Genomic DNA, 16,623 nt, shown 5'->3' with positions numbered 1-16,623 from the left:
TCTTTTTAGCGACACATATTTTTGCAGATTCACCTGTAAAGTAAAATAAATTTTAAGCATTGTAATGCATTAATCAAAAACAAAGTACTAAATTCGTTATCTACCTTTTTCAATTTATAAAAGCATCTATTTAAATGATTTTAAACGATTTATCTATTATTAATTTTAAAAACATCAATCATCAAAACTTTAGTTTTAACGCTAAAATCAATTGTTTTGTAGGCAGAAATGGTGTTGGAAAAACCAATATTTTAGATAGCATTTATTTATTGGCTTTTGGAAAAAGTTATTTTAATCCTATAACCAAGCAAAATATTCAGCATGGTGAAGACTTTTTTGTGGTGGATGGCAGTTTTGAGAAGAATGGCAGCAAACAACAAATAGTAGTATCTGTAAAAAAAGGACAAAAAAAAATAATTAAGAAAAACGCAAAGGTATACGATAAAATATCTGACCATATTGGCGAGATTCCCTTGGTTATTATTTCACCAGCCGATCGAGATTTAATTATTGAAGGAAGCGAAACCCGAAGAAGATTTGTAGACTCGGTTATTTCGCAAGGAGATAAATCCTACTTAACCGCGCTTATTAATTACCAAAAGGTAGTTTCTCAGCGAAATGCATTATTAAAATACTTTGCCGCTAATTATCAATTTGATGCTTCTACCCTACAAGTTTACAATCAGCAAATGGCTGATTATGGTGAAGAATTATTCACTAAACGGCTTCGTTTTATAGAAGAATTTCAACCTATTTTACAACAGCGATACCAAGATATTAGCAATGCAAGAGAAAAAGTTAGCTTCACATATAAAAGTCAATTACAGGATGAAAATTTTGAAGTTGGACTGCAAAATGCATTAGAAAAAGACAAACGATTGCAGTATTCTAATTTCGGAATTCATAAAGACGATTTTCAATTTGAAATTGAAAATTACCCGATTAAAAAGTTTGGATCTCAAGGACAACAAAAATCCTATTTAATAGCATTAAAATTTGCCCAATATGATTTTATGAAAGCCCAAAAAGGCACCAAACCACTTTTACTATTAGACGATATTTTTGATAAATTAGATGAAGAACGCGTTCAGAAAATAATTGAAATGGTAATGAAAGACGATCTCGGACAGTTGTTTATTTCGGACACTCATGCACAACGAACAGAAAATGTAGTGAAAGAAAATACAACTGATTATCAAATATTTGAACTAACATAACTAAACTTATACTTTAATGAAAAAGCTATTTACTATTTTATCTTTGTTTATTTTATTTGGCTGTGAACAGCATCATATAGACATAGCACAATTAGAAGGTTATTGGGAAATAAGTAAAGCTGAAAACGAAGAAGGAAAATCAAAAGTCTTTCAAATGAATGAAAACATTGATTATATTGTGTTGGAAGATTCAACTGGAATTCGGAAGAAAGTAAAACCACAATTTTCTGGTAAATTTCAAGGCAGTAAAGATGTTGAAGAATTTCAGCTTATAGAAGGAAAAGAAGGAAATTTAATTTTGAAATACCAAACCCCTTACGATTCTTGGAATGAAGAAATTATTGAACTAACGGAAGAAAAACTTGTTGTAAAAAACAACAACGGAATAACGTACACCTATCAGCGCTACAAAGGCTTAATGGAATTTGATGATGAAAAACAAAACTAGATTTAGCGAAGAAAAAAGCCTGAAGGATATTTTGGAAGATTTCAAAAACAAGAAAACACTTTCAAAAGGCTTTACACAAATGGCAATTGAAGAAGCTTGGCATAGCGAACTAGGACCAGCTATAAAAAGCTATACGGTAAGTTTACAATTGAACCGAGGAAAGCTCTTTGTCAAACTTTCATCTTCTACTCTACGCGAAGAATTGAGCTACGGAAAACAAAAAATTATTGATATGCTCAATGAAAAAGTAGGTGAAGATGTAGTTAAAGAATTGATATTGGTTTAATTCTACGCTGCCCTCTTCTTTATTTTTAAGCATTTCACCTTTAAATAGTTATAGCAATTAACATATAAAGTGTAATCATATTTAATGTAGTTGGCTATGTAAATTCTCAAGCTAATGCGAATATTATAGGTCTGAGATGAGATATTATTAATGATTTTATTTTTACAATAGAAAGAGTTGAATTCATAATGTAAGATGAAAGATTTATGAAAATACAACTGATTAAGATTTAACTTGTTTCAAAAAAAGGCATGCCAAACCTGAATATAAGTAACTGCTTTTTCTCGGCTACTTCTGAAAATTCTCACGAATGCATTTACTAAATTAATCGCTTATTCACTTAACGACTCATAGCCGAGTTTTATTTATTTCAATTAAAGGTAAAATTGGTATACTATCGCTATGAATTAGCGCCAAAAAAAAAATGCTGTCTTATAAAAAACAGCATTTTTGTAAGGATGTTAAGCTAAACACTAGTTACAAGAACCAAGTTGTTCAAAAGCTGAAATAAACTGATGAAAAGTAGCACCTTCCAAGTCAACAACTTCTTCTTCACCTTCGGCGGTTACAGTTACTGTACCATCACCATTGTCACAATAATCAGTTGTGTTGACAGTTCCAAATAATTCGATTTCACAAGTAACACAATTGTTGTTTTTACTTCCAGAATCATCATCACTTGAGCATGATGCAATAAATAAACCTAATGTTAAAGTTAATAATAGACTTAATTTTTTCATTTTTTGTTGTTTTTATTAAAAAAAATTGAATTTAACTCTTAAATTCGTCACAAACATAATAAAACGATTTATTTGATTAAATTTTTATTAACTTTTATTTAGTATTTACTGCTAAAAACAGATTAATTCTAAATTAGATGTTAAAACACTCAAAGTTATACTAAAATAAATTTAATTTTTTATGCGAAAAAAATAAATTTAATTTTACATTCATCAAAAATATTATTTCTTGTGGATTATATCTTCAAAGGAAAATCACTATAATTTAAGTTTAAAACTAAAATACAATCTTAAACAGAGAAGTTAAGTAAATTCTACACCTTAATTATTTTCAGAGCATTTTCTTAAATGTGTTGCTTCCTTTTAGATAATTGTGGCAAAAATTAAGCTACACAATCAAACAATTATTTTACGCATACAAATGTATTTCGCATAAAATATAAAAGCGATTTAAACTCTAGTCGTTTTTTTTAAAACTACTAGAAATCCATAACCAACGGGAGTAAGTTCTTAAAAAAGATAAACGAGTTAAAAAATTTCAAAAAAGTAGAATTAATCTTTGTACTCTAGCGTAGACCATAACAAGTTAATAAGTTGTTTGCCCATGGTATCTGGATTGTTATCCATAGCAATGGTCATAACCATTATACCTTGGTCGTTACCACCAATGGTAGCTACTTCGTAAATATTCACTTCATCTTTATACGTTAAAGTAGCATTTTGAACAGTTAGTGTTTGACCGCTTTTCAATGTTTTTTGGTATTCATCACGCTTTAAGTCGAAACCATAATTTAAACTTTCTTTGGTAACTTCATTGAGCATCATTTCATTCAAAAAAATGGGATTAATACTTAAATATTTTTGAACAATAACGCCAGTTCCTTCTGCTGTCATCATCATAATTTGGTCAATGGTTTCATCTAATTCCACTTTAGAAATCGGGTTTAAACGCAAGTAAGCAAATCTCATCAATTCGTCTTCATAATACAGCGTATCTTTAGCTTTCAGCTGAAATTCAATTTCTTCCTTACCTATCTTCTTGGTGTAATTTTCATTGAGTTCAATTTCGTGAGCTTCGCCATTAAGATAAAGTGTGTAAGTTTCTTGAGCAGTTACAGAATAAAGATTAGCTACAAAAATTAAGCTTAGTAAAAGTGTGTTTTTCATTTTATCGGATTTTGTTTCGTTGAATAATAGATTTTAACTGAGTCTTGATGTCGTCACTTGCATCGATTAGCATTCGCTCGTTTGTTGGAAACGGGACAGGTCTGTTTTTAAGCATTCTTTTCTCGTCGTCATTCAATACGCGAGCATCTCCTTGAAATTGTGCATAGCTATTTTCAAAAACAAATTCACTCATTAAAGGAATTGTATTTATTTTTTGATTGGCTTTAAGATCGTTAAAAATAACGCGTGCTTCAACAGCAACCGATTTTCGTTGGATAGATTGCAGTAAAACGCCTTCTACATCAACATAAACATCTTCCTTAATGCGGTTGCCTTCATCATCTTTAACAAAGTTACCACGAGCATCGGTTTTGTATCTCCAACCGTCTACTACTTCATCTTTAAGTTGTATTTCTTTTTCTCTGAGTTGGTCTGGAGAAAAGCCAAAATTGATAAAGTCGATTAGCATTTCAAAATCATAATCTAAATCAGGTTCAAGATTGGTGTGATATTGCGTCCACTTATCGTCTAAGCCATAAGTATTAAAATCGGTTAAAGCTTCTTGCACTTGTTTTGGAATCACAAATCCAGTTTGGTTTTGGATATTCACCATAACAAAATCAGTTCCTAGAAAATAGGCTTCATCAATTAAGTTTCTAGTGTCCTTATGGTTTGGTCTGATGCTTTCTAATTTCTGCAAATCTTCATAAGCTTGGCGAGCGCTAAACTTTTCACGGGTGTTTAATAAATTAATTGCTTCGTTGTAATAAAAATCTACCAATTGATCCTGTGCATTTAAAATAGCTGTTGAATAATCGGTGAATTCAAATTCTACATTTTTTCCGAGTTCTTCGTGATATAAAGGAAGCAAGGGCTGAATTCGATTTTGAATACGATCTAATTTTTGGTAGGTGTTATAAATTTCAATGCTATTGGAAGCATTCTTTTCTCGCTCTAAAAATCGAATTCTTTTTTTATCTCTGAGCTTTATTTTATTGAATGCCTCTTGTAAAATTAAAATTTGCTCTTGACCTCGATTTCGAGTTTGGTCACGTTGTAAATGATCTATAGCTATATCAATGGCTTGCTCGTAATTTCCCATAGCTATATTTTTTTGAGCTCTTTTGGCTGAATTACAAGCAGATAATACAACAAGCAATACCAATAAATAAGTAATTTTTTTCATGTTCTGTAAATCTGTGTTCAAACATAGCATTTTTCTGTGAATAGACTTTAACCTATTAATTTGAAATTTTAGATATTTTTTAAGATTTGAAGAATGGAATAGGGAAATAACTATAGCTTCCTTAAAATATTGAAGCTGTTGTATGTTCCTGAAATATATTTTTTAAATAAGTCTTTAGAAATCATCATTTATTTGTTGTTTTTATCAGCATCAACGGGGTGATTGATTACAATCCTGGATTTAGGTAAACTCTCTGGGTAATTATTCTGTAAAAATTCAATTAGTTTCTCTCGGATAAATACACGCAAATCCCAAGCGGTAGGCGAATTTTTAGCACTCACTAAAATTCTTATTTCCACGGTAGATTCTTTAGCATCGGTTACTTGGAGCACTTTGGCTTTTTTATCCCATAATTCAGTTTGTTCTAATAATCTATCCAACTCTTTTCTTAATGCAACAAAAGGAACCGTATAATCGGTATAAATAAAAACTGAACCAACAATATCTGCTGAAGTTCGTGTCCAATTTTGAAATGGTTTTTCTAGAAAATAAGTTGATGGTAAAACCAATCTTCTTTTGTCCCAAATTCGAACTACTACATAGGTAAGGTTGATTTCTTCAATCCAACCCCATTCATTTTCTACCAAAACTGCATCATCTATTCTAAATGGCTGTGTAATGGCTATTTGAATTCCAGCCAACAAAGCACCTACTACTTTTTGTGCAGATAAACCTATAATAATTCCAGCAACACCAGCTGAAGCAAAGAGACCAACACCAATTTGTCGTATACTTTCAAAAGAGAGTAAAATCATTCCTACACCAAAAAGTACAATTACAAAAACAACTACTTTTTCTAGCAAGTTAATTTGTGTATATACTTTTCTTGATGCTAAATTATCTTCTTGCGTAATATCAAATCTTCTTAAAAATCGATATTTTAAAAACTTGATCAAGTTGATAAGAAACCAGGTAAAAGATATAATGATGGTGATAAAACTATATTCTGCCAGATACATCAAAAATCCAGTTGGATGATCATCAAAAAATAAAATAGCTGGTTGAATAAACGAACATAAAATGGTAACGAATAATGAAAAAAATAATTTTGTGTAATTCATATTAAAAATAATTATTCTTTAAAATATAAACAACTTTATTGTTAATTTATAGGTTTAATTCTAATTCTACATATTTTACCCTTTGTGTATTTTGACAAATTTCAGTCAATTCGAGTGAATTTCACGATTGAAATCAGTAATCCCGATGTCTCCGAAGTATCGAGAATAAGAATTTTTAGATATAAATTGGTTATCGACATGATTTTATTCAAAAAATCACTAGTAATAACATTTTTATATAATTTGTCTGTTTTTAGCAACTTTCAAAAAGCTTTACTGGTTTTATCTTTATTTAATAAGTTTGATTGAATTTTTTCCCTGAAGGGAAATGCCGAAAGGCAAAGGGTGTTTTTGTATTTTAGTTTACACCCATCCCTAACCCTTCCCATCAATGGAAGGGAAGCAGCTGATGGATAGTTTAAATGAAAATTTTATTTTTAATTGTCACTTGCCATTAAATGAATTTACAAAATTTCCTGAGGCTCGCATCTGTCTGATTGAACAGGCAGGCAGGCTGGCATTATGCTATCTATTTTAACTTAAATTGCACAACGGGTATACTTTGAATATTAGTTATCTTTTATACTCATTGTAACAATTGCCAAGCTCAATAATATTTCAAGCTCACTTTTAACTAGTAGCAATATTTGCTAATCGCGTTGAGTAGCATTCTACTATCATCACCCAAGTCTTTTGCTTTTTGTAAATCTTGACAAATTTTCTGTATATCTTCATCTGGAATTTCTACATTTTTTGTCCCAAAAACCTGCATTCCTTCTGTTGAAGATTGTTTTTTTGCTGCTTTAAACTCCTGTTGTCTAATTAGCACAAAAGCTCTGTTGGTATAGGCATAAGCGTCTAAAGGTTCAATTTCTATGGCTTTATTAAAATCAGATAAAGCTTTTTCAAATTCATTATCATTCAAATATGCAGTTCCACGACCAAAATACGCATCGTTCCAATCCGATTTTAATTTGATACATTTGGTAAAAAGCTCTTCAGCTTCCTTGAAGTTACCCAACTCAAAACTTCTTTTCGCGGTGTCGTAAGCTTCATTTAATTTTCTTGTTTTTCGATCATTAATTAATTTTCCATCCTTAAATTTACTTTCCCCTTTTAGTTCACCTGTTGAATAATAGGTAAGCACTTCACCATCAAGTTTTCCATTTTCATTAAAACTGGAAACTTGTTTTAGCTCTCCATTAATGTGAAATTTTTTCCACTCACCTACTTCAAAACCTTTATTATAATAACCAACCTGCTTAATTTTTCCATTGGGATAATAACGAATTTCTTTGCCATCTGGAAAGCCGTTTTTGTAATGTAATTCTTCAGAAATACTTCCATCTTTAAAATACAACCAACGTTTACCTTCTAATTTGCCTTTTTGTAAATTTCCTTTTCCTTGTAGATTTCCATTCAAATAGTAATCTCTAAAAGGACCAGTATACACTTGCGGATTATCTTTTAGATGCCATTTTCCTAAAATCCTATCCATTTCTCTAGTCGATGGAATACGTTTTAAACTATCAGGCCTGCTTACATAAGCTTTTGTTTCAATTTGTATTAAACGCTCTGCGTTAGAATAGCCCAAAGCATTAATCTTAATCTCATCTTCTATTACTTTAAAGCGATCAACAATTTCATCATTAAGGTCGTTTAGTTCTTCATAAAAAACGGGATCAACTCGAATTCCATCTACCTCATAAATCACTTCTTTTTTTTGCGAAAAGACAGTCAAAATACTAAACAAAAACAAGCTTAATAGTGTATATTTCATACGTAGAAAAAGATTAAAAATTCAATTTACAAATTTCAAGTTGTAAATATAGAATTCAAATATTTCATATTTTTGAAAAAAACAACAAATGAAAACATTCGCCTATATTTCGTCCTTTTTTTTTCTTTTGCAAATGCAAGCTCAAGTAAAAAATGAACAAGAAAGAAGAATTAAAAAGAAAGACGTGCCAACTGAAGTCATGTCTTGGTTTAAAGATGCTTACGAAAAACAGCGCAAAGTAAAATGGTTTTACCAAACCGATGGCGAAAAAAAGGTCTACGAAGCCAAACTAACTTACCAAAACAAAAAACACAGCGTTGAAATTTCACCTAACGGAATACTTGTTAATATTGAAGTATTAATCGATTTTGATGAAATTGAAACGATGACCAAAAAAAGCATCACAACTTACTTTGAAACGGAGTACGACAAATACAAAATCAAAAAAGTGCAAATTCAATATGTAGGCAGCATTGATGATTTAGAAGATTTAATTGATGAAGATGAATTAGATGACGACATAAAAATTAATTACGAAATTGAATTTTATGGTAAAAATAAAACCAAGGATGAGCTATGGGAAGCTTTATTTGATGCTGTAGGAAATTTGCTTCAAATTAGAGAAATCAAATTAAAAGCAACGGATAATTTAGATTATTAATGATGAAGAACAGTCTTAACATTATACTTAGTTTTTTTTGTATTTTCCTTTACCATGTTTATGCTCAAGCACAAAACACACGATTTTCTTCAGGTGTTTTTCCTGAAGCTTCTTTATCTTATAAATTAAATGAAACCTATTCTATTACACATAAAATTGAATCGCAACACGGTTTATTTGATAAGACATCTCAATTAAATAAAGAATTGGAGTACAACCACGTTTTAACCGATTTACAAAGTTTTATCAGCAGAAAAATAAGCCCTTACGTAAAAATAAATTTGGGATATCAATACCGCATTGAAGATGGTGAAAATACCCACCGACCCATTCAGCAGCTTTCCATTTTACAACGCGAATCTAGATTTAGAATTGGACATCGCGTAAGAACAGATCAAACTTTTTTTAAAGAAGCCGAAATTTTATGGAGATTCCGTTACCGATTAAAAGGACAAATTCCATTACAAGGTTTTGAACTGGATCCAGGCGAAAAGTACCTCAGTATTAGTAATGAAGTCATCTACATGAATCAAAACGGTGAAGATGATATTGAAAACCGATTTACTACCAGTTTAGGTTTTTACTTTAACGACAAAAACAAACTTGAAATAGGTTTTGATTACAGAACAGACGACTACTTGGTGGAAGACCGATTTCGACATCGACTATGGTTAAAAATTGGTTATTACAAGTCTATTTAATAACATTAAATATTTTTAATCCGTTTAGTTGAAAAATGATACATTTGGGAGACAGCAAATCCAAAACTATGTTAGATTCTAAAATTCCTTCCGGGCATTTATCAGAAAAGTGGAATAATTATAAGAATAATGCCAAATTAGTAAGTCCTAACAACCGGAATAAGTTAAAGATTATTGTGGTAGGCACGGGATTAGCAGGTAGTTCTATTGCTGCTTCACTTGCTGAAATGGGTTACAATGTAGAATCTTTTTGTTTTCAAGATACCGCCAGAAGAGCGCATTCTGTGGCAGCCCAAGGTGGAGTAAATGCTTCCAAAAATTATAAAAACGATGGCGATAGCGTGTATAGAATGTTTCGTGACACCTTAAAAGGGGGAGATTTTAGAGCACGTGAAGCCAATGTATATCGTTTAGCAGAATGTTCAATGAGTTTAATAGATCAAGCCGTTGCACAAGGCGTTCCCTTCGGAAGAGAATACAGCGGCTATTTAAACAATCGTTCGTTTGGTGGTGTGCAAGTTAGTAGAACTTTTTATTCCCGAGGTCAAACTGGCCAACAGCTCTTATTGGGTGCTTATCAAGCACTTTTGCGTCAAGTAAATCGTGGAAAAATAAAACTACATACCAGTCATGAAATGTTGGATTTGGTAACCATAAATGGAAAAGCCAAAGGCATTATTTCTAGAAATTTAGAAACAGGAGAAATAAAAAGGCATGTTGCCAATGCGGTAGTTTTAGCCACTGGCGGTTTCGGAAAAATTTTCTATTTATCTACTTTAGCCATGGGTTGCAATGGTTCAGCTATTTGGCGAGCCCATAAAAAAGGAGCTTTTGTAGCCAACCCGAGTTGGACGCAAATTCATCCTACTTCTCTACCCCAATCAGGAAATCATCAATCTAAATTGACATTAATGTCTGAGTCACTCCGAAATGATGGACGGATTTGGGTACCCAAAAACAAAGATGAACAACGTAAACCCAATGAAATTCCCGAGGAAGAACGCGATTATTATTTGGAAAGACGCTATCCCGCTTTTGGTAACTTAGCACCAAGAGACATTGCTTCAAGAGCAGCAAAAGAAAGAATAGACAAAGGTTTTGGTGTCGGCGCTATGAAAAATGCAGTATACCTTGATTTTAGAAGAGCTATACAAAATCATGGCAAAGATATGATCAAAGAACGCTACGGAAATTTATTTTCGATGTATGAAAAAATCACCGGAATAAATGCCTATGAAGAACCCATGAAAATTTCTCCAGCAGCACATTTTTCAATGGGTGGACTTTGGGTAGATTACGAATTGATGACCAATATTCCAGGTCTTTTTGCTTTAGGTGAAGCTAATTTTGGCGATCACGGAGCTAACCGATTAGGTGCTAATTCACTATTACAAGCTTGTGTTGATGGCTATTTTGTTGCGCCATATACCATTGGAAATTATTTAGCAGATGAACTGAAAAATCCTTTGCCAGAAACAATAGATAAAGCTTTTGAAGAAGCTGAAAACAAAGTAAAAACACAGTTGGAGTTTTTCATCAACAACAAAGGAAACAAAACAGTAGACCACTACCACAAACAATTAGGAAAACTGCTTTACGATTACTGCGGCCTTTCTCGAAGTAAAGATGGTTTACAAAAAGCCATTGAACAAATTACTGATTTAAGAGAAGATTTTCTTCAACATGTCTTGGTTCCAGGCACAACAAAAGAAGTAAATGCAGAACTAGAAAAAGCCGGACGAGTGTATGATTATTTTGAAATTGCATTACTCATGTGTGAAGATGCTTTACAACGCGATGAATCTTGTGGAGCACATTTTAGAGAAGAATTTCAAACCGAAGACGGCGAAGCTTTACGAGACGATGATAACTTTCAATACAGTTCTGCATGGGAATGGAAAGGTGAAAATAAAAAACACCAACTTCATAAAGAGAAATTGGTGTTTGAATATGAACAACCTAGTGTAAGAAGCTACAAATAAGTAGCAATTACAAATTGGTTATTAAATTATTTTGAAGCGTTTTCTGTCCGTTTCCTTCAAATAGATTTTACGAATACGTAAGAAATTAGGGGTAACTTCTACATATTCATCTTTTTGAATATACTCCAAGGCTTCTTCTAAAGAAAACTTTTTAGCAGGAACAATTTTCGCTTTGTCGTCTGCTCCAGAAGAACGTACGTTAGATAATTTCTTGGTTTTGGTGATGTTCACCGTCATATCATCCTGACGAGAGTTTTCACCGATTACCTGACCTTCGTAAATATCTTCACCTGGATCAACAAAAAACTTTCCACGATCTTGTAATTTATCAATTGAATACGGAATTGCTTTTCCTTTTTCCATCGAAACTAAAGATCCATTCATACGTTGTGGAATGTCTCCTTTTAATGGTTGAAATTCTTTAAAACGATGTGCCATAATCGCTTCACCAGCAGTGGCAGTCATCAACTGATTTCTTAAGCCAATAATTCCACGCGAAGGAATCAAAAATTGAATGGTCATTCGTTCTCCTTTGCCTTCCATGCTCAGCATTTCACCCTTACGCATAGTTACCATTTCAACAGATTTACCCGAAATATTCTCTGGTAAGTCAATGGTCAATTCTTCAACGGGTTCGCACTTTACACCATCAATTTCTTTGATAATTACCTGCGGTTGACCAATTTGCAATTCGTAACCTTCTCTTCGCATGGTTTCAATCAAAACCGACAAATGCATCACTCCACGACCAAAAACATTAAATTTATCAGCAGAATCGGTTGTTTCTACACGTAAAGCTAAGTTTTTTTCCAATTCTTTCATCAAACGATCTTTGATGTGTCTAGAAGTTACAAATTTTCCATCTTTACCAAAGAAAGGAGAATCGTTAATAGTGAACAACATACTCATGGTTGGTTCATCTATTGCAATGGATTTTAGTGCTTCAGGATTTTCAATGTCTGCCACTGTATCTCCAATTTCAAAACCTTCAAGCCCTACAATTGCACAGATATCGCCAGGTTGAATTTCTTCAACTCTACGTCTTCCAACACCTTCAAAAGTATACAGTTCTTTTATTCTTGTTTTGGAAATTGTACCATCGCGTTTCACCAATGAAACGGGCATATTTTCTTTTAAAACTCCTCGGTGTAAACGACCGATAGCAATCCTACCTGTGTAAGAAGAAAAATCTAAAGAAGTAATCAGCATTTGCGTATTTCCTTCTTTAACTTCGGGAGAATCAATATGCTCTATAACCATGTCTAGCAGTGGTTCTATATTTTCAGTTTTTACATCTGGACTATCACTCATCCAATTGTTCAATGCAGATCCGTATACCGATGGAAAATCCAACTGCCATTCTTCTGCACCCAATTCAAACATTAAATCGAAAACTTTTTCATGTACTTCATCAGGCGTACAATTCGGTTTATCAACTTTATTGATTACCACACATGGTTTTAAGCCAAGATCTAAAGCTTTTTGTAAAACAAAACGAGTTTGAGGCATTGGTCCTTCAAAAGCATCAACTAAAAGAAGAACTCCGTCAGCCATATTCAAAACACGCTCCACTTCACCGCCAAAATCGGCGTGACCAGGAGTGTCAATAATATTAATTTTAGTATCCTTGTAAACAACAGAAACGTTTTTGGATACAATTGTTATCCCTCTTTCTCTTTCCAGGTCGTTATTATCTAAAATAAGGTCTCCAGTAGATTCGTTTTCACGAAACAATTTACAGTGGTGCATGATTTTGTCCACCAAGGTTGTTTTTCCGTGGTCAACGTGAGCGATAATCGCAATGTTCTTGATATTCATAAAAAGCGTAATTTTAAGTCGGCAAAGGTACGTTTTATTTCTTTTGAATGAACACCTTCTACTGTTATGCTATAATTAATAAAAATAAGTTTTACTGAATTGATTTTCTGAAACTTATCGAACTAAAACAAACTTTATTTAGTAAACCTATTTTGAGCGAATTGAAGGTTTAACAGAATTAAGCGAAAAAAAACAATCAAAAATGTGGTTTTTAATATTCAAGCTGTACTATTTTTGCCTGCTATTTTTTTGAAGATTGTTTGTAACCTTTTTCAATTAATTGCGTATAAACTATAAAATTGAATAGTTATCCATGAGACAACTTAAAATTACCAAACAAGTAACCAATCGTGAAACTGCTTCTTTAGATAAGTATTTACAAGAGATTGGAAAAGTAGACCTAATTACTGCTGAAGAAGAAGTAGAATTAGCACAACGTATTAAAGCTGGCGACGACCGTGCTTTAGAAAAGCTTACCAAAGCCAATTTACGATTTGTAGTTTCGGTATCTAAACAATACCAAAACCAAGGTTTAACCCTACCCGATTTAATTAATGAAGGAAATTTAGGTTTGATTAAAGCTGCAAAACGTTTTGATGAAACTCGTGGATTCAAGTTTATTTCTTACGCCGTTTGGTGGATTAGACAATCTATTTTACAAGCTTTAGCAGAACAATCTCGTGTTGTTAGGTTACCGCTCAATAAAATTGGTTCGATAAACAAAATAAACAAAACCTACGCATTTTTAGAGCAAACCAATCAGCGTCCACCAAGTCCTGATGAAATTGCAAAAGAGTTGGATATGTCTATAAATGACGTAAAAGAGTCTTTAAAAAACTCTGGAAGACATTTATCTATGGATGCTCCGCTTCGCGAAGGAGAAGATTCTAGTTTGTATGACGTGTTGAATTTTGACGAATCGCCAAATCCAGATAAAGAGTTAATGCATGAGTCGCTTCAAACGGAAATTGAACGCGCATTAGATACCTTAGCCCCAAGAGATGCAGATGTAATTCGTTTATACTTTGGTTTGAATGGAAACCAACCTATGACACTGGAAGAAATTGGTGAAACATTTGGATTGACACGTGAACGCGTTAGACAAATTAAAGAAAAAGGTGTTCGTAAATTGAAGCACAATTCTAGAAGTAAAATATTAAAGACTTACTTAGGCTAGTTTTTTTAAGATGAATACAAAACAAAGCGTTACTCTAAAAGGTAGCGCTTTTTTTATGCATTGAATATTATAAAATAGGTAAAAAATCAGACAACTTATTGGTTTTTTTCATTGTCATTTTGTCTTTCTCTCCATTTTTTTATAGCATATTTCTGCATATCGTCTACTTTGTCTTTTTCGTCTACAATTTCAAAACCCAATAAAGATTCAATAATATCTTCTAAGGTGGTTATTCCGTCCATACCACCATATTCATCTATTATCAAAGAAAGATGTTCTCTTTTGGAGAGCATTTCTTCCCATGCTTGAAATAGGGTTACTGTTTCAGGAAAAGTTAAAATATTACGCTTGATGTCTTTCAGTTTAACTTCAAACTGATCTTCTGCTAATTTTTCAAAAACCATAGAGCGTAATATGTAACCCGTAATATTGTCTTTATTTTCCTTAAAAATGGGAATTCTTGAAAAGTGTAAAAATTCTTTATTATCCATAAATTCTTGAAGCGTCATATCTTCGCTAGCCGTAATAACAACAACTCTTGGCGTCATTACTTCAGAAACCTTTATGTCTTTTAATCTGATTAAATTTTGAATAATTTTATTTTCATTGTCTTCAAAAATACCTTCATCGGTACCGATATTTGCTAAAGCTGAAACTTCTTCCCGACTGGTGGTGGGTTCATTGTCTTTTCTTGATAGCACTTTGGTAAGAAAAGAAGATGTTAATACAATAGGATAAGTTATAAAAATCATAGCATTAATAATGGATGCAGAAATTCCCATTAATTCCTTAGCGTAATTTGCTCCTAGTGTTTTAGGAATTATTTCTGTTACCACTAAAATTAATATGGTAAGTATAGCTGAAACCAAACCAAAATATACATCGCCAAATAATATGGTAGCTTGCGCTCCAACTCCCGCAGCTCCTACTGTATGTGCAATTGTATTTAACGAAAGTATGGCTGAAAGTGGTTTATCTATGTTTTCTTTTTGTATCAACATAAGTTCCGCACTTTTAATTCCATTTTCAAGTTGAGATGTTAAGTAGGATGCTGGCAAAGAAAGTAAAACCGATTCCATTATGGAGCAGATAAATGAAACTATTAAAACAAGCGATAAATACAATATAAGTAATCCCATAATCTTAAATAGTTTTAATAATCAATTTATACAATCTTAATAAATTGCTTAATATGAAATGTATTCGGTGATTTCTAAACCATATCCTATCATTCCTACTCTTTTCTTCTTTTTAGAATTAGACAGTAACTTAATTTTATGAATGCCTAAGTCATGAAGAATTTGAGCCCCTATTCCAAAATCTTTTGCATCCATGCTTACATTTGGAGCTTTAATTATACCTTGATTTTGTTGCTCTTTTAGCACATTCAATCTATTCAACAAATTTAAACCTTGGGTAGATTGATTAATAAACACAATGGCTCCTTTGCCTTCTTTGTTAATAGCTTGAAACATGTCATCTAATTTTTTATCTGCATTATTTGTCAATGTTCCAAGGATATCATTATTCACTAAAGTTGAATTTACCCTTACCATTACTGGTTCGTTAGGTTTCCAAGCGCCTTTAGTTAAAGCTAAATGAACATGTTGGTTTGTGGTTTGTTGATAAGCTCTTAAACGAAACGAACCAAATCGAGTTTGTATATCGAAATCTTCTTTTTTATTAATTAAAGAATCATGCTGCATTCGGTAAGCAACCAAATCTTCAATGCTTACCAATTTTAAATCGAATTTCTCAGCAACTTTTACCAGTTGTGGCAATCTGGCCATTGTTCCATCTTCATTCATTATTTCTACAATTACGCCAGCTGGTTTTAACCCTGCTAGTCTTGCAAAATCGATAGCTGCTTCTGTATGTCCTGTACGGCGTAAAACTCCACCTTCTTTCGCTTTTAGCGGAAAAATATGCCCAGGACGATTTAAATCCTGTGGTTTGGTTTCATCATTAGCTAGCGCCTTGATGGTTTTCGCTCGATCTGATGCAGAAATTCCAGTAGTTACACCACTTCCTCGTAAGTCTACAGATATTGTAAATGCGGTCTCCATAGGATCGGTATTATTACCAACCATCATATCTAACTTCAATCTTTTACATCGATTTTCGGTGAGTGGTGTACAAATTAAGCCACGGCCGTGTGTAGCCATAAAATTGATCATTTCTGGAGTAACTTTTTCAGCAGCTGCTAAAAAATCTCCTTCATTTTCACGGTCTTCATCGTCTACAACTATTATTACTTTGCCATCTCTAATATCTGCAATGGCTTCTTCTATGCTAGATAGTTGTATAGAATCGTTTGTCTTTGTCATATGGTAAATGTA

The 16,623-nt window shown here is 32.5% G+C and carries 15 protein-coding genes; 7 read left to right on the top strand and 8 right to left on the bottom strand.

The window, feature by feature from the left end; genetic code table 11:
• Positions 1–134 precede the first annotated feature (134 nt).
• The 3 genes from recF to IEV72_RS03045 are packed head-to-tail and all read left to right on the top strand — an operon-like array spanning position 135 to position 1,951.
• Positions 135–1,217, top strand: a complete 1,083-nt coding sequence (gene recF / locus IEV72_RS03055; protein ID WP_188457615.1) for a DNA replication/repair protein RecF — start codon at positions 135–137, stop codon at positions 1,215–1,217.
• 16 nt (positions 1,218–1,233) lie between these two features.
• Positions 1,234–1,665, top strand: a complete 432-nt coding sequence (locus IEV72_RS03050; protein ID WP_188457614.1) for a lipocalin family protein — start codon at positions 1,234–1,236, stop codon at positions 1,663–1,665.
• A complete protein-coding gene (locus tag IEV72_RS03045) occupies positions 1,646–1,951 on the top strand; it encodes a DciA family protein (protein WP_229731782.1) in 306 nt (101 codons plus the stop codon). Before IEV72_RS03050 ends, IEV72_RS03045 begins: the two co-directional genes overlap by 20 nt.
• Positions 1,952–2,424: 473 nt before the next feature.
• Here the strand turns inward: IEV72_RS03045 and IEV72_RS03040 are convergent, their stop codons facing one another.
• The 5 genes from IEV72_RS03040 to IEV72_RS03020 form a co-directional block, all read right to left on the bottom strand.
• Positions 2,425–2,691, bottom strand: a complete 267-nt coding sequence (locus tag IEV72_RS03040; RefSeq protein ID WP_188457613.1) for a hypothetical protein — start codon at positions 2,689–2,691, stop codon at positions 2,425–2,427.
• Positions 2,692–3,243: 552 nt separating this feature from the next.
• Entirely contained in the window at positions 3,244–3,858 is a 615-nt protein-coding gene (locus IEV72_RS03035; protein ID WP_188457612.1) for a hypothetical protein, read from the bottom strand.
• A gap of 1 nt (position 3,859) precedes the next feature.
• Positions 3,860–5,044, bottom strand: a complete 1,185-nt coding sequence (locus IEV72_RS03030) for a lipoprotein (RefSeq protein WP_188457611.1) — start codon at positions 5,042–5,044, stop codon at positions 3,860–3,862.
• A 188-nt stretch (positions 5,045–5,232) separates the two neighbouring features.
• Entirely contained in the window at positions 5,233–6,165 is a 933-nt protein-coding gene (locus tag IEV72_RS03025) for a mechanosensitive ion channel family protein (protein ID WP_188457610.1), read from the bottom strand.
• A 634-nt stretch (positions 6,166–6,799) separates the two neighbouring features.
• A complete protein-coding gene (locus IEV72_RS03020) occupies positions 6,800–7,945 on the bottom strand; it encodes a toxin-antitoxin system YwqK family antitoxin (RefSeq protein ID WP_188457609.1) in 1,146 nt (381 codons plus the stop codon).
• Positions 7,946–8,033: 88 nt separating this feature from the next.
• Between IEV72_RS03020 and IEV72_RS03015 the strand changes: the two genes are divergently transcribed.
• The 3 genes from IEV72_RS03015 (at position 8,034) to IEV72_RS03005 (ending at position 11,289) form a co-directional block, all read left to right on the top strand.
• Positions 8,034–8,606, top strand: a complete 573-nt coding sequence (locus IEV72_RS03015) for a hypothetical protein (protein ID WP_188457608.1) — start codon at positions 8,034–8,036, stop codon at positions 8,604–8,606.
• Positions 8,606–9,307 (top strand): DUF2490 domain-containing protein, encoded by a 702-nt coding sequence (locus IEV72_RS03010; protein WP_229731780.1) that lies wholly within the window; start codon positions 8,606–8,608, stop codon positions 9,305–9,307. Before IEV72_RS03015 ends, IEV72_RS03010 begins: the two co-directional genes overlap by 1 nt.
• A gap of 68 nt (positions 9,308–9,375) precedes the next feature.
• Complete coding sequence (locus tag IEV72_RS03005; protein WP_188457607.1) at positions 9,376–11,289, top strand: fumarate reductase/succinate dehydrogenase flavoprotein subunit; 1,914 nt, start codon at positions 9,376–9,378, stop codon at positions 11,287–11,289.
• A 21-nt stretch (positions 11,290–11,310) separates the two neighbouring features.
• Here IEV72_RS03005 and typA read toward each other — a convergent pair whose 3' ends face one another.
• Complete coding sequence (gene typA, locus IEV72_RS03000; protein ID WP_188457606.1) at positions 11,311–13,107, bottom strand: translational GTPase TypA; 1,797 nt, start codon at positions 13,105–13,107, stop codon at positions 11,311–11,313.
• 313 nt (positions 13,108–13,420) lie between these two features.
• Between typA and IEV72_RS02995 the strand changes: the two genes are divergently transcribed.
• Positions 13,421–14,284 carry a sigma-70 family RNA polymerase sigma factor gene (locus IEV72_RS02995; RefSeq protein WP_188457605.1) on the top strand — a complete coding sequence of 288 codons (864 nt, stop codon included), beginning with the start codon at positions 13,421–13,423 and terminating at the stop codon, positions 14,282–14,284.
• A 95-nt stretch (positions 14,285–14,379) separates the two neighbouring features.
• On the opposite strand, the gene IEV72_RS02990 is transcribed toward IEV72_RS02995, so the two are convergent.
• Both IEV72_RS02990 and ribB read right to left on the bottom strand, forming a co-directional pair.
• Entirely contained in the window at positions 14,380–15,423 is a 1,044-nt protein-coding gene (locus tag IEV72_RS02990; RefSeq protein ID WP_188457604.1) for a CNNM domain-containing protein, read from the bottom strand.
• Between the two features lie 48 nt (positions 15,424–15,471).
• Positions 15,472–16,611, bottom strand: a complete 1,140-nt coding sequence (gene ribB, locus IEV72_RS02985; protein WP_188457603.1) for a 3,4-dihydroxy-2-butanone-4-phosphate synthase — start codon at positions 16,609–16,611, stop codon at positions 15,472–15,474.
• Between the last annotated feature and the right edge of the window lie 12 nt (positions 16,612–16,623).

This window comes from Psychroflexus planctonicus (assembly GCF_014640195.1).
Lineage (GTDB): Bacteria > Bacteroidota > Bacteroidia > Flavobacteriales > Flavobacteriaceae > Psychroflexus > Psychroflexus planctonicus.
Note: the sequence above shows the minus strand (reverse complement) of the source record. Positions and strands in the feature narration are given on the sequence as shown.